The 24288-nt window shown below is 71.9% G+C and carries 20 protein-coding genes; 4 read left to right on the top strand and 16 right to left on the bottom strand.

What is annotated here, in order from left to right:
- Positions 1–738 precede the first annotated feature (738 nt).
- From ACZ6NZ_RS08265 to ACZ6NZ_RS08255, 3 genes are all read left to right on the top strand, one after another.
- Positions 739–1398 carry a C39 family peptidase gene (locus ACZ6NZ_RS08265; protein ID WP_465856970.1) on the top strand — a complete coding sequence of 220 codons (660 nt, stop codon included), beginning with the start codon at positions 739–741 and terminating at the stop codon, positions 1396–1398.
- A gap of 263 nt (positions 1399–1661) precedes the next feature.
- A complete protein-coding gene (locus tag ACZ6NZ_RS08260) occupies positions 1662–2576 on the top strand; it encodes a DUF1996 domain-containing protein (RefSeq protein ID WP_465856968.1) in 915 nt (304 codons plus the stop codon).
- Positions 2577–2647: 71 nt separating this feature from the next.
- Complete coding sequence (locus ACZ6NZ_RS08255) at positions 2648–3241, top strand: DUF305 domain-containing protein (RefSeq protein WP_465856966.1); 594 nt, start codon at positions 2648–2650, stop codon at positions 3239–3241.
- A gap of 79 nt (positions 3242–3320) precedes the next feature.
- Here the strand turns inward: ACZ6NZ_RS08255 and ACZ6NZ_RS08250 are convergent, their stop codons facing one another.
- The 12 genes from ACZ6NZ_RS08250 to ACZ6NZ_RS08195 all read right to left on the bottom strand — a co-directional run bounded on the left by ACZ6NZ_RS08250 (position 3321) and on the right by ACZ6NZ_RS08195 (position 17673).
- A complete protein-coding gene (locus tag ACZ6NZ_RS08250; RefSeq protein WP_465856964.1) occupies positions 3321–4142 on the bottom strand; it encodes an HpcH/HpaI aldolase/citrate lyase family protein in 822 nt (273 codons plus the stop codon).
- Positions 4142–5329 (bottom strand): CaiB/BaiF CoA transferase family protein, encoded by a 1188-nt coding sequence (locus ACZ6NZ_RS08245; protein ID WP_465856962.1) that lies wholly within the window; start codon positions 5327–5329, stop codon positions 4142–4144. The genes ACZ6NZ_RS08250 and ACZ6NZ_RS08245 overlap by 1 nt, the downstream gene beginning before the upstream one ends.
- The gene (locus tag ACZ6NZ_RS08240) at positions 5326–7275 is read right to left on the bottom strand and encodes an SUMF1/EgtB/PvdO family nonheme iron enzyme (protein ID WP_465856960.1); all 1950 of its coding nucleotides are present in this window, start codon (positions 7273–7275) and stop codon (positions 5326–5328) included. Before ACZ6NZ_RS08240 ends, ACZ6NZ_RS08245 begins: the two co-directional genes overlap by 4 nt.
- Positions 7272–8210 (bottom strand): ribokinase, encoded by a 939-nt coding sequence (locus tag ACZ6NZ_RS08235; protein ID WP_465856958.1) that lies wholly within the window; start codon positions 8208–8210, stop codon positions 7272–7274. The genes ACZ6NZ_RS08240 and ACZ6NZ_RS08235 overlap by 4 nt, the downstream gene beginning before the upstream one ends.
- Positions 8207–9568: an ADP-ribosylglycohydrolase family protein gene (locus ACZ6NZ_RS08230; RefSeq protein WP_465856956.1), complete on the bottom strand. Its 1362-nt coding sequence runs from the start codon at positions 9566–9568 to the stop codon at positions 8207–8209. The genes ACZ6NZ_RS08235 and ACZ6NZ_RS08230 overlap by 4 nt, the downstream gene beginning before the upstream one ends.
- The gene (locus ACZ6NZ_RS08225) at positions 9565–10713 is read right to left on the bottom strand and encodes an ADP-ribosylglycohydrolase family protein (RefSeq protein WP_465856954.1); all 1149 of its coding nucleotides are present in this window, start codon (positions 10711–10713) and stop codon (positions 9565–9567) included. The genes ACZ6NZ_RS08230 and ACZ6NZ_RS08225 overlap by 4 nt, the downstream gene beginning before the upstream one ends.
- Positions 10714–10717: 4 nt before the next feature.
- Positions 10718–12010: an ABC transporter substrate-binding protein gene (locus ACZ6NZ_RS08220; RefSeq protein ID WP_465856952.1), complete on the bottom strand. Its 1293-nt coding sequence runs from the start codon at positions 12008–12010 to the stop codon at positions 10718–10720.
- Between the two features lie 38 nt (positions 12011–12048).
- The gene (locus ACZ6NZ_RS08215; RefSeq protein WP_238667634.1) at positions 12049–12888 is read right to left on the bottom strand and encodes a carbohydrate ABC transporter permease; all 840 of its coding nucleotides are present in this window, start codon (positions 12886–12888) and stop codon (positions 12049–12051) included.
- Position 12889: 1 nt separating this feature from the next.
- Positions 12890–13825: a carbohydrate ABC transporter permease gene (locus tag ACZ6NZ_RS08210; RefSeq protein ID WP_465856949.1), complete on the bottom strand. Its 936-nt coding sequence runs from the start codon at positions 13823–13825 to the stop codon at positions 12890–12892.
- On the bottom strand, positions 13822–14913 hold the full coding sequence (locus ACZ6NZ_RS08205) for a LacI family DNA-binding transcriptional regulator (protein WP_465856947.1): 1092 nt from the start codon (positions 14911–14913) through the stop codon (positions 13822–13824). The genes ACZ6NZ_RS08210 and ACZ6NZ_RS08205 overlap by 4 nt, the downstream gene beginning before the upstream one ends.
- A gap of 276 nt (positions 14914–15189) precedes the next feature.
- Positions 15190–16806 (bottom strand): ABC-F family ATP-binding cassette domain-containing protein, encoded by a 1617-nt coding sequence (locus ACZ6NZ_RS08200; protein WP_465856945.1) that lies wholly within the window; start codon positions 16804–16806, stop codon positions 15190–15192.
- Positions 16807–17067: 261 nt separating this feature from the next.
- On the bottom strand, positions 17068–17673 hold the full coding sequence (locus tag ACZ6NZ_RS08195) for a TetR/AcrR family transcriptional regulator (protein ID WP_465856943.1): 606 nt from the start codon (positions 17671–17673) through the stop codon (positions 17068–17070).
- 140 nt (positions 17674–17813) lie between these two features.
- Here ACZ6NZ_RS08195 and ACZ6NZ_RS08190 point away from each other — a divergent pair, with 140 nt between their 5' ends.
- Positions 17814–18902 carry an aldo/keto reductase gene (locus tag ACZ6NZ_RS08190; RefSeq protein ID WP_366613423.1) on the top strand — a complete coding sequence of 363 codons (1089 nt, stop codon included), beginning with the start codon at positions 17814–17816 and terminating at the stop codon, positions 18900–18902.
- A gap of 234 nt (positions 18903–19136) precedes the next feature.
- Here ACZ6NZ_RS08190 and ACZ6NZ_RS08185 read toward each other — a convergent pair whose 3' ends face one another.
- The 4 genes from ACZ6NZ_RS08185 to ACZ6NZ_RS08170 all read right to left on the bottom strand — a co-directional run bounded on the left by ACZ6NZ_RS08185 (position 19137) and on the right by ACZ6NZ_RS08170 (position 24089).
- On the bottom strand, positions 19137–20108 hold the full coding sequence (locus ACZ6NZ_RS08185) for an alpha/beta hydrolase (RefSeq protein WP_465856941.1): 972 nt from the start codon (positions 20106–20108) through the stop codon (positions 19137–19139).
- 75 nt (positions 20109–20183) lie between these two features.
- Positions 20184–21080, bottom strand: a complete 897-nt coding sequence (locus tag ACZ6NZ_RS08180; protein WP_465856939.1) for an acetyltransferase — start codon at positions 21078–21080, stop codon at positions 20184–20186.
- A 158-nt stretch (positions 21081–21238) separates the two neighbouring features.
- Positions 21239–22438 (bottom strand): low temperature requirement protein A, encoded by a 1200-nt coding sequence (locus tag ACZ6NZ_RS08175; protein WP_465856937.1) that lies wholly within the window; start codon positions 22436–22438, stop codon positions 21239–21241.
- A 106-nt stretch (positions 22439–22544) separates the two neighbouring features.
- Positions 22545–24089: a flavin-containing monooxygenase gene (locus tag ACZ6NZ_RS08170; RefSeq protein ID WP_465856935.1), complete on the bottom strand. Its 1545-nt coding sequence runs from the start codon at positions 24087–24089 to the stop codon at positions 22545–22547.
- Positions 24090–24288 lie beyond the last annotated feature (199 nt).

Raw genomic sequence — 24288 nt, 5'->3', positions numbered from 1 at the left:
ACCCGCCGCCCCGCCGTCAACCCCCGTCCGGCACACGAACGGTGCACGGAAGCATGATCCACTCGGGTTCCGTGAAGTCGGGGCATCCTGGGCAGCGGAATACCGCGACTTCCGGGAAACCGAGTGGATCATGCCGCGCTGACCGCCATGTCGGGCTTTACTGCGGCGGCGACTTGGGTGTTTTGTCGGGTTCGGGGTGAATGTCGGGTGGCTGGGGCCACCCCGGCGGCGGAATCCGCGGCCGGCCGGGGTCGTTATACCTGGCAGACCATCGCAGCAGCCCGGGTCAACCCCAGGCCAGGGCCCGCCAAAACACCCGGCAGGCCACCTCGTTACACCCCCGCAGGGCAGAGCACCACACGGCCGCCACGGCAGCCCTCTGGGAACACTAGGCAGGCCGCCCCGGTTACATCCCCCCGCACGGCCGAGCACCACACGCCGGGCCGCCGCCGGGAACACCCGCCAGGCCGACCCGGTTACACCCCCGCGCGGCCGAGCACCAAACGGCCGGCTGCCGTCGGGAACACCGGGCAGCCCGCCCCGGTTACACCCCCTGATCGGCCGAGCACCACAACAGGCTGATCCCCTCGCGGTCAGGCCGGAATGACCGGCCACCGCGACCGGTTACATCCCTGTCCCGACGCCGACCCCGTTGCGGGTCGCCGGGCAAGAACTTTCCCGCGCCACCATCCCCCGCTGTGGTGTGGGTTTCCCCCCAAGGCAGAGGAGCACGCCATCATGCGTACCGATCTGATCCGTAAGACCGCCCTGACCGCCGCCGGGCTCGCGTTCGCCGGTGGTGCGATCGCCGGGCCGGTGACCGCCGCTTACGCCATGTCCGATGCCAAGCCCACCACTGGGACGCAGACTGACCGTAAGGGTCATGGTGAGCGGGAGTTGGGTGTGCGGTACGAGGCGCAGCCGAACTTCTACTACTGCGGGCCCGCCGCGACCCGTAACGCCCTGAGTGTGCAGGGTAAGAACATCAACGTCGATGACATGGCCAAGGAGATGGGCACCACCGAGGCCGGCACGAACTCGATCAACGACATCACCCCGGTGCTGAACAAGGAGACCGGTAAGAACAACGCCTACCGGTCGGTGGAGATCAGCACCCCGGACGCCGACGCGAAGCAGACCGACCGGCTGCGCGCCGACATCGTCCGCACCGTCGACGACGGCAGGGCCGTGGTCGCGAACATCGCCGGGACCAGCACCGACACCACCGGTGTGAGCCACTCCTACGAAGGCGGGCACTACATCAGCGTCGTCGGCTACCGCGACAACGGTGACACCGTCACCATCGCCGACTCCGCCGACGCCAACCAGGCCGCCTACCAGATCAGCGTCGAGCACCTCGCCGACTGGATCGCCACCCGCGGCTACGCCACCAGCTGACCCCCACACCCCACCACCAGCACCAGCACCAGCACCAGCACCGAAGGGCCGGACCCCCACCACGGGGCCCGGCCCTTCGTCGTCTTTCCACCATCTGCGGCACGTATTGACAATTGTCGACTTCGGCGTGAGGCTGGGGAGCAGTGAGAGCGCTCTCTCGCACCGGCCCAACCGGCCACCACCCAGTCTGGTCAGGCACAACTCCGATGCCTTCGGCGGCGGCACCGGAGCTGTCCCTGACCCGTCCCCCGACAGGAGTCACGATGGACAGGGCCGCACCCCTCTCCGGCATCCCCCGCCGACTGCGCCTCGCCACGGCGATCGGCGCCCTGCTGGTGCTACTCGGCACGTACCTGGTGTCCACCACCAACCGGGCCGACGCCGCCCCCGGCCAAGCCGGCGCCGACTTCGGCGCCAACGTCATCCGGGTCGCCGAGTTCCCCGCCGACTGCACCTACAGCCACCGACTGCCCGACGACCCGATCATCTTCCCCGGGCTGCCCGGGGCGTCGCACATGCACAGCTTCTTCGGCAGCACCGTGACGAACGCCAGGACCACCCTCCCCGACCTGGTCAACTCGCCCACCACCTGCAACCCGCGGGTGGACGTCTCGTCGTACTGGGTGCCGACCCTGTACCGGGACAACGTCGCGGTGGAGCCGGCAATCGCCACGTTCTACTACCTGGGCGAGGGCGTACGCGCCGACGTCGTCGCGAACACCCAGCCGTTCCCGCTCGGGCTGCGGCTCGTCGCCGGCAACGCGAAGGCCACCGGGCCGAACGACAGCATCGCTCGCTGGTCCTGCCTGCACGCCGGGCACGTGCCGCCGTCGAAGGACTTCGTCAACTGCCCGTCGGGCACCATGCTGGAGTCGTACCTGGACTTCCCGCAGTGCTGGAACGGCCGTGACCTCGACTCGCCGGACCACAAGAGCCACCTGGCGTACCCGGTGAACCAGGCCTGCCCGAGCACCCACCCGGTGCACGTGCCGAAGTTGCGCCAGGTGCTGCGGTACCCGGTCACCGGCGATCCGTCGCGGTTCCGGCTGGCCTCCGGGCCGGGCTACACCATGCACGGCGACTTCTTCAACGCCTGGCCGGTGGCGGAGTTGGCCCGCCGGGTCCAGGACTGCATCCGTCCCGTCATCAAGTGCGGTCACGACGGCCGACCGATCTGAACGACGGCTCCACACCACGGCGGCGGGTCCGGTCACCCGGGCCCGCCGCCCTGGTCGGAAAGGGAGATCGGATGCGCCAGCGCGCAGTGTCCACGGCGCTCGTCGCCGTGCTGCTCGTCGCCGGCTGCGGCACCGGGCCCCGGGACGCGGCCAGCACCGCCACACCACCTGCGGCCGCGCCACCGGCGACGACCGCGCCGACCCCCACGGGTACGGCGTTCAACCCCACCGACGTCGCCTGGCTGCAACTGACCGTGGCGATGACCGAACGCCTGCTGCCCGTGCTCGATCTGGTGCCGGCGCGGACCACCGACCCGGCCTGGCGGCAGACGGCCACCCAGGTGGCGACCACCCGCCGCGCCGATCTGGACTCCGCCCGCCGGCTGCTGGCCGAGGCCGCCGCCCCGACCACGAATCCGCACGAGGGCCACGACATGCCGGGCATGGCCACCGCGCAGGAGATGGCCGCGCTGCGAGCGGCCAACGGGCAGCCGTTTCACCGCCTGCTCGCCGGGCACCTGCGGGCGCATCTCGCACAGTCGGTCCGGATCGCCGCCGCGGAGCAGCAGAGCGGAGTCCAGCCGGCGACCGTCGCGCTGGCGGCGGCCGTGGTGCGGTCCGGCACCGCCGACCTCGCCCGCCTCGAACACCTCGACCCCGCGTAGCCGCGGGCTCAGTGGGCGGCCGGGCGGGGCCGACCCGAGGCGGTCGACCACACCGACGACGGGGAACAGCCGACGAGGCTCAGGCGGCGTAGCGGGCGGCGAGGTCGACGACGCGCCGGGCGGCGGCCACCATCGCCCGGTCGGCGAAGCGGCCGTCGGGAAGGACCACGGTCCCCGTATCCCGCTGGTGCGCGTCCGCCACGGCGGCCAGCAGCTCCGCGGCGCGGGCCACCTCCCGGTCGGCCGGCCGGAACGCGTCGACGATCACCGGAAGCTGGCGTGGGTGGATCGCCGCACGACCGAGGAAGCCGAGCCGTCGGCCCGTCGCGCAGGAGGCGGCCAGACCGGCGAGGTCGACGACGTCGGCGTACACCGACATGGCCGGCGGGGCCAGACCGGCCGCGCGGGCCGCGACCACCACCCGGCCGCGCGCCCAGAGCAGCCCGTCGTCGTCGCTCACCCCCAGATCCGAGCGCAGGTCGGCCTCACCGAGCCCGATCGAGGCCACCGCCGGGTGGGCGGCGGCGATCGGGTACGCGGCCTCCAGCCCGGCCGCCGACTCGATCAGCGGGTGCAGGGGCACGTCGACCCGTTCGGCGAGGGCCGCCAGCGTCGCGGCCGACTCGACCTTCGGCAGCCGCAGCCCGGCCAACCCGGGCCGGCCAACCACCGCCGTCAGGTCGGCATCGAGGTCCGGGCCGGTCAGCTCGTTGACCCGGACCTGCACGGGTACCGGATGCGCCTCGGTGAGGAACTCGGCGACGGCGTCCCGGGCGTACGCCTTGCGTCCGGCGACCACGGCGTCCTCCAGGTCGAGGATGACCGCGTCGGCACCGGAGGCGACCGCCTTGGCGAACCGGTCCGGGCGGTCGCCGGGTACGTAGAGCCAGCTCAACAGCATCAGAGCACCCCCCGCTCGCGCAGCGCGGCCAACTCCTCGGCGCTCAGGCCGAGCGCGCCGAAGACGGTGTCGGTGTCCTGGCCGTGCCGCCGGCCGGCGTGCCGGATCTCGCCGGGCGTCTCGGTGAGGCGGAACGGCACGTTCTGCATCCGTACCTCGCCCAGTTCCTCGTCCGGCACGGTGCGCACGGTGCCCAGCGCGGCGTACTGCGGGTCGGCGAGGATGTCGCGCACGTCGTAGACGGGGGCGACCGCGGCCTGGGCCTCCTCGAACGCGGCCACCACCTCGTCGCGGTCGCGTTGCGACACCCAGGCGCTCACCGCCGCGTCCAACTCGTCGGCGTGGGCGGCCCGCCCGCTGCCGGTGGCGAACCACGGCTCGTCGATCAGCTCGCCGCGGCCGACCAGCCGCAGCACCCGCTCGGCGATGCTCTGCGCGCTGGTGGAGACCGCCACCCAGCGCCCGTCGGCGCAGCGGTACGTGTTGCGGGGAGCGTTGTTGTTGGACCGGTTGCCCAGCCGGGGCTGGAGGTAGCCGAGCTGGTCGTACCAGGTGACCTGCGGCCCGAGCATCGCCATGATCGGCTCGATGATGGCGAGGTCGATCACCTGCCCGGCGCCGGTGACGTCGCGGGCCCGCAGGGCGAGCATCACCGCGTACGCGGCGGCGAGCGCGCTCACCGAGTCGGCCAGCCCGAACGGTGGCAGCGTGGGCGGCCCGTCCGGTTCCCCGGTGGCCGCGGCGAAACCGCTCATCGCCTCGGCGAGAGTGCCGAAGCCGGGCCGGCGGGCGTACGGACCGACCTGCCCGAACCCGCTGATCCGCGCGATCACCAGCCGGGGGTTGACGGCGTGCAGCTCGGCCGGGCCGAGCCTCCACCGTTCCAGGGTGCCGGGGCGGAAGTTCTCCACCAGCACGTCGGCGTCGGCCAGCAGCCGACGCAGCAATGCCGCGCCGTCGGGGTCGGAGAGGTTGAGGGTGACGGTGCGCTTGTTGCGCCCGAGCACCTTCCACCAGAGCCCGACACCGTCGCGGGCCGGGCCGTGCCCCCGCGACGGGTCCGGCTTGGCCGGATGCTCCACCTTGACCACGTCGGCGCCGAAGTCACCGAGGAACGCCGCCGCGAGCGGCCCGGCGAAGAGGGTGGCCAGGTCGACGACCTTGACGCCGTCCAGTGGCGCGGTCACCGGGTCACCTCCGGCAGGTCGGCCGCACAACGGAAGCCGACCTGTTCGGAGCGGGCGAGACCGGCGCCGGTGAGCAGCAGCTTCACCGACACGTCCGCCGGTTGCGGACCGCCGTCGAGGTACCAGTCGGAGCCCTGCGCCCGGTACTGGGCGCCGCCCTTGAGGATGGCGAAGCGGGTACGACCGTCGGAGTGCTCGCTCTCGGTCAGGTTCCACACCAGCGGTTCCCGCCGTACGAGCAGCCCCGCCTCGGCGGCGACCTGCCACTCGTCCTCGGTGGGCAGGCGCAGCCCGGCCCACGCCGCGTACGCCCGCGCGTCGGCCAGGTCGACCCCGGTGACCGGGGCGTCGGCCGGACCGGAGCCGGCGGTGAACCGCTCCGGGCGCACCGGAACATAGCCGGCGGCGCGCAGGAACTCGGCGTACTCGCCGTGGGTGACCTCGTGCACGGCGATGGCGAACCGGCCGAGGCGCACACTGCGCCGCAGCGCGCCGGGGTGGTGCAGCCGGGGCGGCAGGGGCTTCCACTCGTCGACGTAGGGCGCTTCGCCGTACAGCCCGGTCTCCCGTACCCGGTGCCGGACGATCAGGTCGTGCCGGCCGCCCTCGACGGCGACCAGGCCCGGCGGCACCTGCGGTCGGGGCGCCCATGGCGTACGGACGCGTACCGCGGCGCGGGCCGGGAAGGACGGGTCGCCGGTCGGCGGCTCGTGCCGGTACGCGGAGGCGCGTCCGCGCGCGACGGCCGCGATAGCGCCGGCGGGGAGCGGGCCGCCCACCGCCAGCCGACCGTCGGCGGTCTCGGTGACGGTCAGTTCGACACCGGTGACCAGGTCGACGAAGTGTCGGCCAGCGCTCGGGTCGGTGACCAGCCATGGGCCGTCGTGGTCCGCGCCCCGGTTCACCACCGTCCACAGCGGCTCGTCGTCGTGCGTCCAGCGGGACGCGTACACCTGGCCGTCGCCGGGGTGGTCGGCGAGCGGCACCCAGTCCTCGGCGCGCAACCACGCCGCGTGGCTGCTCTGCACCCGGCGCATCGCCCGCAGCACCGCGCGGTCGCGCTCGTTCCAGCCGACCCAGACGCCGAAGACGCTCTCCCAGACCAGCACGCCGACGCCGTTGAGCCAGGCCGAGTGCAGCTCGTCGAGGTGGTCGCGATGCCAGCGCCGGGTGTGGTGCAGCACGTGCCGTCGCTCGAACCACTTCGCCCGCAGCACACCGGGCACCTCGGAGTCGGCGAACCACTGCGCCCAGGACAGGGCGTGGTCGGCGATGCGGGCCAGCGGCACCCGGCTCTCGCCCTCCAGGACCAGGCCGGGGCGCACTGCGTCCAGCGCGGTGCGCAGTTCCCCGGCGCCCTCCTTGAGGGTGTCCAGGAAGACCCCGTCGACGCCGAGCTTGCCGGCCAGCGTGGCGACCTCCTCGGCGTCGCTGCCCACCTCGCGCCGGGTGCCGGTGTCCCACGGGTTGTAGTCGACGAAGACCCGCACCCCACGCTGCTGGAACGCGCGCACCACATCGGGCAGCTCCGGCACGTCCCGGTACCAGTCGAACTGGTTGCGGTCGTCGAGGCCGATGACCGGGTACGCGTGCCAGAGCACCACCCCGTCGAAGCCGCCGAAGTCCCGCCCGGCCGCGTCGAGGAACTCGTCGACGGTGAAGACGCCGCGTTCGTGGTCGTAGAGCGTCCCGTCCCAGAGCCAGGCCAGGCAGACGCTGAAGCAGTCACCGGCGATCTCGTCGTAGTGCTCGCCGACGTAGCCGATCCGGTCCCGGGCGTCGACCCGCCAACGGGCGATCTGTTCCCGCCAGGCCGGCCAGTCGGCCGGGTCGGCGGGGGCGGCGAAGATCTTCGCCTCGTCCAGGGTGCTCAGGTCGGCGTGCCCGCCCAACGGCACCTCGGTCGGCCGGTCGATCGGGCGCGGGACGTACGGGTTGAAGCTCACGGTGCACCTCGGTAGGTCGCGTCGTAGAGGGCGTCGATGGCCGGCCGGTCGGGCAGGGCGGTGGACGCTCCGGGCCGCTGGGCGCAGGCCGCGCCGGCGGCGCAGGCCCAGCGCAGGCTGGCGGTGACGGTGTCCTCGTTGCTGGCGCCGCCGCGTTCGGCCCAGCTCACGGCGAGCGCGCCGGTGAACGCGTCACCGGCGGCGGTGGTGTCCACCGCGTCGATCTGCGGCGCCGGGACCGCGAGACGCAGGCCGTGTCGATCGGCGTACGCGGCCCCGCGCGCGCCGAGGGTGAGCACCACCCGGGGCACCAGCTTCAGCAGGGCGTCGAGCAGCACCGGCGGGTCGTCGGAGGTGACCTCGGCGACGACCGCCGCCTCGTGCTCGTTGACCACCAGCACGTCGACCAGGTCGAGCAGGGCGGCGGGCAACGCGGCGGCCGGCGCGGCGTTCAGCACCACCGTGGTGCCGTCGGCCCGGGCCCAGCTCGCCGCCTGGAGCACCGCGGTCAGCGGCACCTCCAGTTGCAGCAGCAGCACGTCGGCCGCCGCGATCGTCGCCCGGTCGTCCGCGTCCAGCTCGGTCAGCGTGCCGTTGGCGCCGGGCGCGACCAGGATGAAGTTCTCCGCGTCCCGGTCGACAGCGATCAACGCGACACCGGAGGGGCCGGCAGCGGTCCGCAGACCCCGGACGTCCACGGCGGCGTCGACGAGACTCGCCCGCATCCGGGTACCGAACTCGTCGTCGCCCACCGCGCCCACGAAGTCGCAGGCCGCACCGGCTCGGGCGGCGGCGACGGCCTGGTTGGCGCCCTTGCCGCCGGGTACGGTCCGGAAGTTCTCGCCGAGCACCGTCTCACCGGGGCTGGGCAGTCGCGACGCCGTGACCACCAGGTCCAGGTTGCTGCTGCCCACCACCGCCACCCGCGCGCTCATGCCACGCTCCCTTCCGTCGCCGGCTGCGCCAGGGCGAGGGTCCGCCCGGCCAGCTCGTCGAAGCCGATCCCGTCGAAGCCGGCGATGCTGCTGGCCAGCCGGTTGCGCAGCGGGGCGACCCAGCGCTGCGGCAACCCGGACGCGCCGGTGAGCGCTCCGGTCACCGCGCCGACCGTCGCGCCGGTCGAGTCGGTGTCCCAGCCGCCGCTGACCACGGCGGTGATCGACCGTTCCAGGTCTCCCCGCCCGTACGCCAGGGCGGCGGCCACCAGCGCCGCGTTGTTGCGGACGTGCACCCAGTGCAGGTGGCCGTGTCGGGCGTACAGCTCGTCGACGACGCGTTCCCAGTCGTCGGTGCCCGCGCCGAGGGCACGTGCCTCCCGGACCGTGGTGGCGAACCGACTGTTCGGCGGCAGCACCGCCTCGGCGGCGTCCAGCACCTCGTCCACGGTGTTCGCGACCGGGGCCGCGGCGGCCAGGGCGGCGGCCCAGAGCGCGCCGTGCACCCCACCCCGGACGTGGCTGACCGTCGCGTCGCGCACCGCCAGTTCGGCGGCGCGGTCCGGCCGGCCGGGGTTGACCCAGCCGTACACGTCGGTGCGGATCTGCGCGCCGATCCACTCCCGGAACGGGTTGTGCCGGCGGGCGCTCTGCGGCGGCGGGTAGCCGAGCAGCAGGTTGCGGTAGGCCACCCGCTCGGCGGTGAAGACCCGCCCGCCGGGCAGCCAGTCCAGCCACGCCTGCGCCACGTCGGCGCTGGTGAAGCCCCGACCGTGCGTCTCCAGCACGCGCAGGGCCAGCAGCGCGTAGTTCAGGTCGTCGTCCTCGGGCATCCCGTCGATGTTCTCGGCGAGGCTGGTCGGCGCGCTGCGCCGGTTCCACTGCCAGCGGGCGGCCACGTCGGCCGGGAGCCCCTTCGCGGTGAACCAGTCGCCCAGTGGCCACCGGTCGGTAGCGGTGAGGATCTCCCGGATGCCCGCGCGGGGGATCTTCTCCACCGGCTTGCCGAGCAGGCAGCCGACCGCCCGGCCGAGCCACCCGCCGTGCAGCCGGTCGTACGCCGCCTCGGTCGGCAGCGACCAGGTGGTCGGCCACCCGGCGCGCAGCGAGGCCAGGTCGTCGGCCTCGTCGGTGGTGTCGACGGCGGGCAACGCGTCGGCGGCGTCCAGCAGCTCCGTGGCGAGGGCCCGCAGCTGCGGCGACGCCGGGTTCACCGACGCCCCGCTGACCGGCGGGGTGAGGTCCCCGCCGGCCGCCGTCCAGCGCGCGGCGAGCGCGGTGACGTCGCGCCCCTCGTCCCGGCTGGCCGCCAGCTCGTGCGGCAGCAGGTCCTCCGGCTGAACCCAGGTGATCCTCACCGGGTCGACTCCTGCGCCAGCGCCGCGAAGCGGTCGGCTCGGCGGGCGAACCGGGCCTGGTCGCGCTCGAAGACCTCACCGGCCACCGTCGCGAGGACCCGGGCCGGTTCCACCAGGTTGGTCTTGGAGGCGCTGGCGACCACGTCGGACCATTCCGCCGGCACCGCCGCCGCGCCACCGAGCGCCCCGGCAATGGCGGCGGCCATGGTGGCGGTGGAGTCGGCGTCGCGGCCGTAGTTGACCGAGCCGAGCACCGCGGCCCGGAAGTCGCCGCCGGCCACCACGAGCATGCCGAGAGCCACCGGCAGCTCCTCGATGGCGTGCAGGCGACTGGGCCGCCGCGCGCCGAGGCCGGGGCTGCGGTACTCCTCCCCCACCGTGTCGTAGGGGGCGACCGCGGCCCGCAGCGCCGGGATGGCCTGCTTCCAGTCGTGGTGGCCGCGGGCCTCCTTGACCACCGCGTCGATGGCCGCGCGGGTGCCGTCACGGGCCACGTCCAGGGCTGCGGAGACGACGTCCTCGACGCCCGCGCCGGGGGTCGCGGCCGCCGCGACCGAGGCCGCGAACACGGCGGCGGCCTCCCGCCCGTAGCTGTGCTGGTGCGCGCCGGCGATCTCCACCGCCTCGGCGTACGCCCCGGCCGGGTCGCCCGCGTTGACGATGCCGACCGGTGCCATGTACATGGCCGCGCCACAGTTGACGATGTTGCCGACCCCGGCCTCGCGGGGGTCCGCGTGGGCGTGGTGCAGTCGGGTGACCAGCCACCGTTCGGCGGCGGCGAGCCGGTGGAAGGTCACCCCGTCGCGCTCCAGGTCGGGGATGTAGACCACCCGCTCGATCAGGTCGGGAACCAGCAGGTCGACCACGTCGAAGGCATCGAGGTGGTCCCGTTTGGCCGCGTAGGCGCGGACCAGGGCGTGGGTCATCAACGTGTCGTCGGTGAGGTGCCCGTCGCCCTTGTGGTACGGCGCGAGGGGTCGCGCGGTGGCCCAGTCGGCGTGGTACGGGGGCACGATGCCCTCGACCCAGCCGCCGAAGCGGGCCCGGATCTGCTCGGGCAGCGCCGTCTCGGTGGCGCCACCCAGGGCGTCTCCGACCGCGGCGCCGACCAGGCAACCAACCGATGTGTCGAGCAAGAGTGACATGTCGTTACCTCAGAACCTGCTTGCCACCGTCGACCAGCTGCGTGCCGAGCTGATCGAGGGTGATCTTGTTGGCGAAGTACTGCTGGAGAGCCGGGGTGGCGTACTTGGTCTTCCACTCCGGGTAGCCGTCGGCCTGTTGGAACGGGGCGACGGTCAGGTCCGTGGCGCTGTCCGCGGCGACGTCCCAGCCCTGCTTGCCGTCGGTGAGCTTGACCAGTTGCTCGTTGGCCTGCTTGCCGGTCGGCACCAGCCAGTCGCCCTTGGCCAGGGCGGCCATGTTGGTCGGGTTGAGGAAGTACTCCAGGAACTGCGCGGCCTGCTTCTTGTGCTTGCTGTCCTCGGAGATCGACAGCGTCTGCGGGTTGGCGGCCTGCTTGGTGGAGAGGCCCTTGATCGGGGGCAGGGTGACCCACTCGAAGCCGGCCGGCGCCTGCTCGACCATCTGCTGGCGCAGCGACACCGAGCCGGGCAGCATCGCGTACTTCCCGCCGAAGAAGCCGGGCAGGGTGTCCGCGCCGCTCATGCCGAGCGCCTCCGGGGAGGCGGACTTGGCGGTGTAGAGCATGTCGTGGATCCGCTTCGGGATCTCCTTCTCCGCGTCGCCGACCCTGACCTCGGTGCGCCCACCGTCGCCGTAGAAGAACGTGCCGTCGTAGTTGAGCGCCAGGTTGAGCACCCGGTTGGTCGGCGACTTCAACGCCCACGCCGCGCCGTACTGGCCGGGCTTGGTGAGCTTCTGCGCGTTGCTCTGGAACTCGTCCCAGGTCCAACCGCCGTCGGCCGGTGGGACCGCGACACCCGCGGCGTCGAGCAGCTTCTTGTTGGCGATGACGACCTGCGACTCCAGCAGGAACGGCACGCCGGTGACCTTGCCGTCGGTGGTGGCGGTGTCCCAGATGCCCTTGTCGATCTGCCCCTTGAGGTCGTCGGAGACCAGGTCGGAGAGGTCGGCCAGATAGCCCTGCTTGCTGAACTCGCCGATCGAGGACGCCTCGTAGTGCACGATGTCCGGCGCGTCGCCGCCCTCGAAGGAGGTCAGCAGCTGGTCGTGCACCGAGTTCCAGTCACCCTGGACGTACTCGACCTGGATGTCCGGGTGCTCGGCGTTCCACTTGGCGACCAGGTCCTTGTTGACCTGGAGCGACTCCTTCTGCCAGGCGAGGCTGAGGAATCGCAGCTTGGCCGGGCCGGACGCGTCCTCGTCGCCGCCGCCGTCGCCGCACGCGCTGAGCGCGCCGAGGCCGACGACCGCGACCGCGGCAGCCGCCGCGAGTCGGCGGAATCGGGTACGGAGCATGGGGGTTACCTCCTTGGTGATGGTGGGTGGGGGACGGCTCAGCCCTTGACCGCGCCGGCCAGCGACCCGGACGAGAGCCGGCGCTGCATGAACGCGAAGAAGATCAGGCTGGGCAGGGTCGCCAGCAGTGAGCCGGCGGCCAGGGGCCCCAGTCGGGCGGTCCCCTCGATGCCGACGAACCGGGCCAGCGCCACCGGCAGGGTGGCCAGCTCCGGGGTCTTGATCAGCACCAGGGCGAAGAAGAACTCGTTCCAGGCGGAGATGAAGGAGAACAGCGCGGTCGCGACCAGGCCCGGGGCCAGCAGCGGGAAGACCACCCGCCGCAGCACCTGCACCCGGGTGGCGCCGTCGACCGACGCGGCCTCCTCCAGCTCCCGCGGGATGTTGCGAACGAAGCCCTGCAACATCCACAGCGCGAACGGCAGCGCCCAGACCACGTAGATCAACACCAGCCCGGCGTGCGTGTTGGCCAGGCCGACCTGCCGCAGTACCAGGAAGATCGGGATGATCAGCAGGACGAACGGGAAGAGCTGGGACAGCAGCACCCAGCCCAGCGCGGCGGTGCCGAGCTTGGAGCGGAACCGGGCCAACGCGTACGACGCCGGCATGGCCACCAGCACGGTCAGCACCGCCGAGGCGAGCGAGACCTGGAGGCTGTTGAGCGCCGCCCGGCCCAGCTCCTGTTCGGTGAACGCCTGCACGAAGTTCTGCAGTGTCGGGTTGTCCGGAATCAACGTCGGGTGCAGGCGGACCAGCTCGCGCGGCGGTTTGAACGCCGTGGAGAGCAGCCAGACCAGCGGGAACCCGAGGAAGATCAGGTAGCCGGCGAGCGCCAGGTACTGCAACGTCCGGCTGGTGCGGCTCGGTTTTCCGAACATGTCAGTTCGCCTCCCTGAGCCGGCGACGGAGATAGACCGCGAGCAGCGCGATGATGATCACGACCATGACGTTGCCGAGCGCCGCCGCGTAGCCGTAGTTGCCGTAGCGGAACGCCTCCTCGTACGCGAACAGCATCGGCAGCATCGTCTTGCCGCCCGGCCCACCCGCGGTCAGCACGTAGACCAGGCCGAACGAGTTGAAGTTCCAGATGAAGTCCAGCGAGGTGATCGCCACGATCACCGGCGCCAGCGCGGGCAGCGTGACGTGTCGGAACCGGTGCCAGGTGCTCGCCCCGTCCACCGCCGCCGCCTCGTGCAGCTCACGGCCCACGCCCTGCAGGCCGGCCAGCAGGACGACGGTGGTCTGCGGCATGCCCGCCCAGACCCCGACGATGATCACCGCGGGCAGGGCGGTGCTGAAGTCGCCCAGCCAGTTCGTCCGCAGTCCGTCGGCGCCGACGCGGTAGAAGAACTCGTTGATCAGGCCGGCGTCGGGGTGGTAGACGAGCTTCCACAGGATGCCGACGACGACGGGCGGCATCGCCCAGGGCACGACGGCCAGCACCCGCGCCACACCTCGGAACCGCAGTTGCTGGTTGAGCAGCAGCGCTAGCCCGAGGGCGAGCAGGAACTGCAACACGGTCACCCCGACCGCCCAGAGAAGGCCGATCTTGAACGAGTTCCAGAACAGCTCGTCGCCGAGGAGGTCCCGGTAGTTGGCCAGGCCGGTGAAGCTGACCTCGACATTGCGACCGGCGCGAGCGTCGGTGAAACCGAGGTAGATGCCGCGCAGCAGCGGGAACACCGACAGCACCAGGATCGGCAGCAGCGACGGCAGCAGGAGAAGGTAGATGGTGGTGCGGTCGGAGCGGAACCGGCTGGGCCGGCGGGCCGGCTCGGCCCGTTCGACGTCCGGCCGCTCGGTCAGGGTGGTCATGCGGTCACCCCTTCGCTGGACGGGTGGGTGGTGGGTGGGCCGGCGGGTCGAGGGACCGGCAGGGTCGCGGCGCTGGACGCGCGAACGACGAGACTTGGCGGCACCTGCTCGCGGCGCGGCGGCAGTGTGGCGTCGGCGATGCGGTGCAGGAGCAGTTCGGCGGCCCGGCGACCACGCTCGGCCGAGCCGAGCGAGACGCTGGAGAGCTGGGGAAACATCATCCGGGCCAGTTCGGTGTCGTCCATGCCGACCAGCGCGACGTCCTGCGGCACCCGACGGCCGGCGACCAGCAGGGCGTGCAGCGCGCCGACCGCGATGAGGTCGTTGGCGCAGACCAGGGCGTCCGGGTCGGCGCGGGCGAGCAGTCGCTCGGTGGCGGCGCGGCCGGCCGCGTATTGGAAGTCGCCGACCTCGATCAGCTCGGCGTCGAGCGGGATGCCGTGTCGGGTCAGGGCGGCCCGGAACCCGGCGTCACGGGCGGCGCCCGGAACGGTGTCGAGCGGGCCGTTGACGAAACCGATCCGCCGTCGGCCGGTGGCGACGAGATGGTCCACGGCCAGCGCCACACCGTGGCGGGAGTCGGTACGCACGTTGTCGATCGGAGCGTCCGCGCCGAGCTGGCCGACGACCACCACCGGCACCGGACTGTCCACCAGCGCGGTGAGATGGTCGTCGGTGACCCGGATCGGCGAGACGATCATGCCGTCCACGTAGCGGTTGGCCAGTCGCCGCAGCAGCGCGGTCTCGTTGTCGATCCGCCCGCCGGTGGCGTGCACCAGCAGTTGCCGCCCGGAGGACGCGACCACGGCCTCGATGGCCCGCATCATCTCCACGTAGACCGGGTTGCCGATGTCCTCCACCGCGAGCGCGATCAGACCGGTGCGCTGGGACTGCAACGACCGGGCGATCGCGTTGGGCACGTAGCCCACCTCGGCCGCCGCCGCACGTACCTTGCGGATCGTCTCGGGGCTGCCGCCGACGCCGTTGAGCACCCGCGAGGCCGACGCGATGGAGACGCCGGCGCGGGCGGCGACGGTGTGCACCGTGGGCCGGCCGTCCGCCGGTTCCTGTAAACGTTTACGACCCACGTTCGGCACCTCCACCCGATAGCTGTAAACGTTTCCGGGGAGTCTGCTCCGCAAGTGGCGGAGAGGTCAAGGGCCCGTTACGAAAACGTTTCCAACCCCCGCAACCCCCACCCCACTCCACCGACCCCCACCCCACCCCACCCCCACCCCCACCCCCGCTCACCCCCGCAACCCCTGCGTTGATCATGAAGTTGTTGCCCTGCGCAGCGGCGTGTCGTGGCAATAACTTCATGATCAACGGCTCGGGGGGTGGGGGGTGGGGGGTGGGGGGTGGGTTCAGGTGGGGAGGTGGAGCTGTGGGCCGGGCCAGCGGGAGCGGAGTCTGCGGTCGTGGCTGGCCAGGACGACGGCACCCGGGCCGGTGCCCAGCGCGTCCTCCAACTCGTCGCAGAGCGTCGGCGAGAGGTGGTTGGTGGGCTCGTCGAGCAGGAGCAGCTCCGGCGGATCGGCGACGAGCACCGCGAGGGCGAGCCGACGGCGCTGTCCCACCGACAGGTCGGCCACCGGGCGATCGAGGTCCGCCGTGGCGAACAGCCCGAGAGACGACAGCGGTACGGCAGCGGCCCGCGCCACGCCGACGGCCGCCTCGAAGACCTGCCGGACCGTTCGCCGCGCATCCGCGAAGACGCTGTCCTGGGTGAGTAGGCCGATCCGCAGTTCCGGTCGTCGCCAGAGCGCTCCGGCACCGGTCAGCCGGCCGGCGAGGACGGCCAGCAGGGTCGACTTGCCAGCGCCGTTGGGGCCGGTCACCAACAGCCGGTCGCGGGACCTGAGTTCCAGATGCGACACCCACAGTCGGCCGGGAACCTCCAGCCGCTCCGCCGTGACGATGAGGCCGTCACTGTCGCCGACGGCGAGCGCCCTCGCCTGAAAGCGCAGCGGCTCCGCCGGCACCGGAACCGGGTCGCGCTCGATCGTCTCCAGTCGACGGACGGCGTCGCGGACGCGCCGGGAGATCTGGTTCTGGACACGGCCGGCGGTGTGCCCGTACCCCATCTTCTCGCTGTCGCGCGGGCCCCGGCCGGGGGCGACCTGGTGCCCGGTCACGGTGGCGGCCTCGCGCAGGTCGGCGAGGAGCGCCTGCTGGTCGTCGTAGCGCCGCCGCCACCGTTGCGCCTCGGCGCGCTTCGCCGCCAGGTACGCGGTGTAGCCGCCGCCGAAGCGGACCGGCCCGTCGGCCGCCGGGTCCAGGTCGATGAGATCGGTGCAGACCGCGTCCAGGAAGGCCCGGTCGTGACTGGCCACCACGACCACTCCCGGCATGGCACGGACCTGGTCCTCGCAGAACGCCGCCGCCGCGTCGTCGAGATGGTTGGTGGGCTCGTCGAGCAGCAGCGCGCTCGGCCGGCGGATCAACGTCGCCGCGAGGGCGAGCCGACCACGTTGCCCGCCGGAGAGCACACCCACCATGCGGTCGTGGGGCAGCCCGCCGAGACCGAGGCCGTCGAGGACCGTGGCGGCACGCCGGTCGGCGTCCCAGGCGTCGCGGTGCTGCGCCCGCTCCAGCATCTCGCCGTACGCGGCCAGCAACCGGTCGTGCCGCTCGGTGCCCTCCGGCGCGTCGGCGAGCACGACGCCGATCCGGTCCAGCTCGGCGAGGTCGGCGCGAGCCTCGCGCAGCGCGTCGTCGAGGACGGCGGCGATGGTGGCGGATGCCCGCAACGGCAGTTCCTGGTGCAGGAAGCCGACGTCCGGTGGACGAGTGACGGTGCCGGAGTCGGGTACGTCGACGCCGGCCAGGACCCGCAACAGGGTCGTCTTGCCGGTGCCGTTCTCGCCGATCAGGCCGCTGCGGTGGCCGGGCGCGGCGGTCAGGGAGACGCCGTCGAGCACCCGGCGGTCGCCGCGGACCCGCACGAGATCATGGGCGATGAGAGCAGGTCGAACAGACATGGGGAACCTCGGATAACGACGATCCGGGGCGCACACCGGCACCCCGGCGCAAGCAGGACATGACGACGGAGGCCGCGGCGACGAAGGCGAGATCACGCGCCCGTCGGCGGCCGGTCCGGGTGCTCACCCGGAGATGTCGTCGTCACCTGCCACGTCTGCTCCGATCTCCCAGAACTCGGGCACAACAATAACCGTGCCGGCTCCGGCTCAGCTCCCGCCCGTGCTCGACGAGCTGTTGGCCGACGGCAGATCCTGACCCGATCAGGCCGTCCGGGCACCTGCCCGCAGGGAGTCGATGGTGAGATCGAGGGCCGCTTCCAGGTGGTCGGTCTTTCCGGTGGAGAGCAGCAGGAGTACGCCGCCCTGGATGCCGGCGAGCAGCGCCGCGGCGGCGCGGTCGGCGTCCACGTCCGAGGAGATGTCCCCGGTCGACTGCATGTGCCGGACACCGTCGGCGATCGCGTTCTGCCAGCGCCACATGAGCCCGGTCACGATCGCCTGTGCGCCCGGCGCCCGCCGCCCGGTCTGGCCGAGCAGCCCGTTGAGCGGGCACTTCACCCCCTGTGCCCGGTAGCGCTCGATCAGCCGGTCGCGCCACGCCAGCCAGGCCGGCCAGGACGTCAGGTTGCTGAGCATCGGCTCCTGGTCGAGGAGGACCTGGTCGGCCTCGTGCTGGGCCACTGCCAGCAGCAGTTCTTCCTTTCCGTCCGGGAAATAGTGGAAGAGTTGACCCTTGCTGGTGCCGGTGTGGGCCATCACATCCTCGAGGCGTACCTCGTCGACGCCGCGCTCACGGATCTCGGCGGCGGCGCCGGCGACGATCCGCGCCCGGGTGGCCTCGCCCTTGCGGGTCAGCGCCCTTGTCATGAGACCTCCCTCACCGCTTGCCCCTCGTGCCTGCCCGTCCGACCCTAGCTCGGGTTTTGGACTTGCAGGTCCAATTTTGTCGAGCAAAGGTCTGGAAAACGGTCCGCTCGGGGCCGCCACGTGATCGAGAGGACGCCACGATGAACCACTACTACCTGCTCGGTAAGTCGGGTCTGCGGGTGAGCCGGCTGGCGCTGGGCACCATGAACTTCGGCGTCGACGGGTTCCACGCCGCGTACGGCAAGACCGAGGAGGAGGCCGAGCCGATCTTCCGCCGGTATCTGGAATCGGGCGGGAACTTCATCGACACGGCGGACTTCTACACCGCCGGCGAGAGCGAAAAGATCCTCGGTCGGCTGATCGAGCGGGCCGGCGTGCGCGAACGGCTCGTGCTCACCAGCAAGTTCACCAACACCGTCGACCCGAGCGACCCGAACGCGAGTGGCAACGGCCGTAAGCACATCATGCGGGCCGTCGAGGCGTCGCTGAGCCGACTGGGCACCGACTACATCGACCTGTACCTGCTGCACACCTGGGACCGGATCACGCCCGTCGAGGAGGTCGTGCACACCCTCGACGACCTGGTACGCGCCGGCAAGATCCGGTACGCCGGCCTCTCCGACGTACCGGCCTGGTACGCCGCCCGGGCGCAGAGCTACGCCGAGGCGCACGGCCTGGCCCCGATGATCAACCTGCAATTGCCGTACTCCCTGGTGAGCCGTGACATCGAGGCGGAGTTCGTGGCGATGGCCCAGACCATGGGCATGGGGCTCACCGCGTGGAGCCCGATCGCCGGCGGCCTGCTCAGCGGCAAGTACCGGCGCAGCGACGACGGCCTGAGCGGGACCGGCCGGTTGACCACTCCCAACGCCGGAGGCCGCGAGATCAGCCCCAGCGACTGGCAGGTCATCGACGCCCTGGAGAGCGTCGCCACCGAACTGGGCCGCAGCATGGCCCAGGTCGCGATCAACTGGGTAGCCACCCAACCGGCCGTGGCCTCAGTGATCATCGGCGCGAGCAGCCCCGAGCAGATCGGCAGCAACTTCGAGGCGCTCGACTTCGAGATCCCGGCCGACGCCCGTCGCCGTCTCGACGAGGCCAGCGCTCCGCAACTCGGGGTGCCCTACGTGATGTTCACCCCGCAGTACCAGTCCTGGGTGGTCAGCCCCGGCCTCGCCATCGGCGACAAGCCCGCCGGCTACGCCCCGCCGGTGTTCAACGCCAAGTAAAAAACCAAACCCCCGTCCCGCCCCCGCCCCCACCCTCGCCCCGCCCTCGCCCTCGCCCTCGCCCTCGCCCTCGCCCTCGCCCTCGCCCTCGCCGATCTTGCACTTTCTGTCCCGACATAAGGGGCGTCCCGCCCATGTCGACAACCCCAAGTGCAAGATCGGCGGGGCGGGGGGCGGAGGGCGGGGGCGGGGCGGGGCGGGGCGGGGCGAGGGCGGGGCGGCGGGGTGGGGGATTTAGCGGTGGGTTGGTGTGGGGTCTGGTGCTGGTGCGCCTTCGTAGAGCGCGACGTAGAGCCGGCGCAGCTCGTCGCCCTCGGCGCCCAGGGCGGCGAGGTTGAGGGTGTTGTGTTCGACGCCCAATGTCTCCGGCAGGGTGCACACCCGCAGCGGTGACGCGTTCGCGTCGGCGATCCGGCGCGGCACGTCGACCGCCGCCCTGAGGTCCACGACGCCGTCGAGCGGGCTGATCACGACCGCCGCGCTCCGCAGACCGGTCCGCCGCGGCGGCTTCGGCAGAGTACGCGCGATCCTCAGGTACTGGGTGACGGCGGCGAGGGAGTATCCCCGCGACGTGACGCGATCCCGCAGAACGCGACGCCCGTACAGCGTGATGAGCGGTTTCACCGCGTAGGCCGGTGCCTGTCGCGGATTCGGAGCAAAGAACGGCGACAGCAACAGCAGATGCCGTACGACGTTTCCGGGCACCTGGGCCAGCCAGGCGGCCAGCACGGCGCCCCCGGAGATTCCCACGACGCCGACCTCGTCTCCCAGCGCCGCCGCGACAGCCCACCCCTGCGCGGCGTACGTCGTCAGCTCATCGGCCTCGACCCGGTGGTGTGCCCGCCGGTCGACGGTCCCGTGCTGGGGCGCCCGGGGAACCCAGACGTTGTACCCACTGTCGAAGAACTCCTCGGCCAGCCGTTCGTACTGCTCGGGCGCGAGGGTGTACCCGTGCAACAGCAGCACGGCCCGGCCGGTACGGGAACCGTGGCTCAGCAGGCGACTGCGCGACTCCGGTCGCACCTCCGGATCGGCCGTCTCGGCGGCGACGATGGCCGCGGCGGCACGGGTGGCCGTGTCGAAGTCGAGCGGTCGGGCCGGCGCGACCCGTAACCCACGGCGGCCCACCGGCCAGAGGTAGAGCCCGGCGACCGCCGCCACGACGAGCGCCAACCCGCCGACGAGGAGCGCGATGATCTCCGGCATGGTCAGATGCTGACAGGGGACGCGCTCGACACGGGCTGTGGGGGTGCGCCCGGGTGACCGGGCGCACCCGGTCAGCTATTCCGTGGTGTTCGGCGGCGCGAAGACGACCCGGGTACGCAGCTGCCGAAAGCCGGTCCGCTCCAACTCCGCCAGCACCGCCACCCGGTGCGAGTCCACGTCGGCGATGACCTCGCGGGCACCGCCGGCGGCCAGGACCCGGACCGCCTCGGCGAGCAGTTCGGGCCGGGCGGCCTCGTCGAGCAGGCCGAGGTAGGCGAGCAGGGGGTAGCAGGCGTCTCCGGCCGTTCCGGCCACGCCCACCGGCTCACCGGCGTCCACCGCGACGCGCCACTCCTCGGTCTTGTCGCCCAACCAGGCGAGCGGGTCGGTGGCCAGGTCGACGCCGCCGACCGCTAGTGCGTTCTCGACGCCGGTCAGCACGTCCGGCTCGGCGATCCGGGCGACCAGGGCGTTGATCTCCGCCACGTCGACGGGCGGACGGAAGTCGTACCGATTGGAGGATGCCGGCAGCGGGGTGCCCGTCCAGGAGCAGCGGAGCCGCTCCCCCCGCTCGACCAGCCCGGCGAGGCGGGCGGCCGCCATGGGCGCCCGCACCACGGCCAGCACCTCGGGCCGACGCCGCCAGTGCGCCGGCAACGCGGCGTAGTACAGACCGGGACCGCCCAGCGCCTCGTGGGCGGCGCGCAGCAGCTCGGCGCCCACCTCCGGCTCGGCGTCCAGGTCGAACCGTTCCAGCCACGGGGCACCGATGGCACCCGGTGGGAGGACCCAGGCGGCCCGACCGACCACCCGGCCGGCACGCAGCGCGACCCAGGTGGTCTCGGGACGGTAGCCGCCACCGGCGATCCCGTCGGCGTACGCGACCTGGCGCAGCTGGGGCAGCGGGTCGGGCATGGAGTCGAACAGGTTTTCCTCGCCCGCGACGAGCGGGCGGATGACCAGATCAGTCATGGGTTGGTCCTCCGGGAAGCGCGCGCCCCGGATCAGATCCGCGCGGACGCCGGAGCGCGGAGGGGGCGCAGAACATCGGACATTGTTCTGACCTCCTTCCCACTCGACGGCGTGCCCGACGACCATACGCGGGGTGGCCGCCGACCCGCAATGACGTGTCACAGCGTCGGGTTGGTCTCCGACCCACGCTTGTGGGCCCGCTGGTCGAACACGGTGATGCCGGCCAGGATGACCGCCGCGGATGCCGCCACCGCGACCGGCGGGAGGAACACCATCACCGGGGCAGCCACGACAAGTGCCGCCGCACCCAGGAACAGCGCCCGACAGCGCGGCGCGATCCGGCTGTCCTGCTCCAGGAAACTCCGCCCGATCAGGAACAGCACCGGGCCGCCGAAGACGATGGCCACCAGCGCCCAGTCGATCGGCGGGTGCGGATCCTCGATGATCTGTCCGAAGCCAACGGCGGTGCAGATGATGCCACCGACGATCAACAGCAGGCTGTAGCTCGCCCAGCGCGACAGTTGGATCCCCTCTCCACTCGGGGTCGCGGCGTGACCGGACCTGACGTGGTAGAAGTAGATCCGCCAGAACGAGACCACCGCCACGAACGAGGCGACGAGGGTGATCGTTCCCTCGGTGGAGAAGCCCGGGAAGCTGACTGCGGCACCGGCTTCGAGCACCACCTCGGCGAGAGCGATCATGAAGAACTGGTTGTACCGCTCGGCGAGGTGCGCCTGCGAGACGGTGACCCCCAGGGAGGTGAGCTGCGGCCCGCCCATCCGGGGCAGGGGGTACGTGGTGGCAGCGCCGATCATCTCGATGGCGAGAGCGATGGTCCAGAAGATGCCCCGACCGAGACCGCCACTGATGCCGCCGCTGATCCAGAGCACGCCGGACGCCACGTGCCAGGTCAGCACCCGGAGCGAGAACGTGTGCACCACGTGGCCCCGCAGAGCGAACGCCAGGAAGAGCGGTCGGCCGACCTGGATGACCACGTAGGTGCAGGCGAAGATCACGCCACGTTGGCCGAACGCCTGCGGCAAGGTGACCGCCAGCACGAGGGTGCCGAACATCGTCGCCAGCAGGACGGCCTGCAGGTCGGGGCGTCGGGGGTCGTAGGTGCTCGCCAGCAGGGCGTTGAGTGACCAGATCATCCACATCGCCGTGAAGAACAGGACGGTCTGGCCCGCCTCGGACAGCAGCGTGTGCCGGACGATGGTCAGGTCGTCGGCGACCCGCCCGGCGAGGCGGGCCAGCGCGAAGACGTAGACGATGTCGAAGAGCAGTTCCAGGACGGTCGCCGAGTTCGGGCTCCTGCTGTCCCCGAGACCCCGGAAGAACTCGGCGCGCCTCAGCACGGACGTCGGGACAGCTCAGCGGGCCAGGGCCGCCGGCACGGGCACCCCATGCTGGTGACCCTGCTGGCCTGCCATCGTCCCCGAGCCTCCCTCGTCTACCGCGACGCTATCTGCGTACTTTATCCATCTTTAACAGACCTTCGCCGCCGATGGCGGATACCGGGTCGGCGGTACGCCGGATCATCTGCGCCGTCACCCTGCGGTACGAGCCGGGGTCGACGGGGAACAACCACTGCCGCGCCCGGGTCAGCGGGCCGACGTTGAGCCCCAACTCGTCGAGCACCTCGTCGACGTTGTGCATCGAGAACGGGATGATGTTCGTGCCCCGGGCGTGCCGTCCGTTGGTGCGCTTCGTCATCCAGAACAGTCGGGCGCGCACCTCGTCGCGCATCCGCACCTCGGTCGGCAGGGTGATCCCACCGCGCAGGTACGCGGCCGTCCAGACCGCCGCCATCTCCGCGCTGAGCGGGCTGAAGAACGACGAGTTGTAGCCGGCGAACGTCAGCCGAGGCACGCCGATCGGAAGGATCTGCCGGTAGAGCATGAAGTTGCCGGCGTCGTCCTGAAGCCGGGCGTGCAACGCGTCGTCGAAGAACGGCACGTGCTGGCGGAAGCCCGTACCGCAGATCACCAGGTCGGCGGGGAGCACCGTGCCGTCGGCCAGGCGGGCGGCCGGGCGGCCACCGTCGTCGACGAGCAACTCGGTGATCACCTGTTCCCGGTGTACGGCGATGCGGCCGTCGGCGACCCGCTCGAAGAAGCCCTCGGTGGCGAGGCTGACCGTGCTGCGGGCGATGTCCTCGAAGCTGCCGTTGGGCACGAGACCCAGCTGGCGCAGCTTGAACTGCCGGGTCGCGACCGAGCCGACGCTGTCGACCATCCGTTGGCGCAGACCGTTCCCCGGGCCGTGCAGGAACCGCTCGAAGCCCTTCAGGTGCAGGTAACGGAAGAGCGCCTCACCCATCCGGGTGAGCAGCAGGTACTTGTAGTTGAGCGCTCCACCGAGCTTGCGGGGCATCTTCCAGAGCAGTTCGCGCGCCACCACGTGGGTCTGGGCGGCGACCTCGCTCACCGGGACCGCCACGTCGCAGGACGACTTGCCGTACCCGACCACGAGGACATTCCTGCCCCGGGCCGCCTCGATGTCGTGGAACTCCCCCGTCGCCAGGACGCGCCCTCCGGCAGCCGCGAAGCTCGCCTGCCCGTCGAAGGACGGAACGAACGGATCCGAGAAGATGCCGTTGGCGACGATCAGGTGGTCGTACCGTTCCACGGTCAGCGGGTCCGGGGCGCCCGCCGGCCGCGAGGTCACCAGCCACCCGGTCTCGTCGTTGACCAGCTCGGCCGAGGCGACCTCCGTGGACAGGCGCAGCGCGTTGGCCAGCCCGAACTTCTCCACGTAGCTCTCCAGGTACCGCTGGACCTGCTCACCCGAGGGCCACTGCGGGTAGTCGGCGGGCATCGGCAGGTCGGAGAGGTGGTAGGTGCCCTTGTCGTTCTGGGTGTGCAGGCCGGGGTATCGCCGGGTACGACTCCACACCCCGCCGACGTCGGGCGCGCGCTCGAACACTGTGACGTCGAACCCGCTCTGCCGCAGCACCTTGGCTGCGCTGACACCGGCGAATCCGGCGCCGACGACGGCAATCCTCATGATCTCCTCCACCGGGTGAACCGCCGCCGAACACCACGCCAGCGGTGGTCGCACGCTAACGAGCGATCCCGGAAGGTCGCTATCCGCGCGGCGCAGCCGATATCCGCCGTACGCTGTCGCGCCCGTTCTGCTGTCGGGTCGACGGCACTCCGGTCCGTGTCGGCCCGGTCACGCCTTAGGGTCGGCGCATCAGGACGCC

Source organism: Micromonospora sp. NPDC047756 (assembly GCF_055587245.1).
This window is presented reverse-complemented; position numbering and strand designations above follow the sequence as displayed.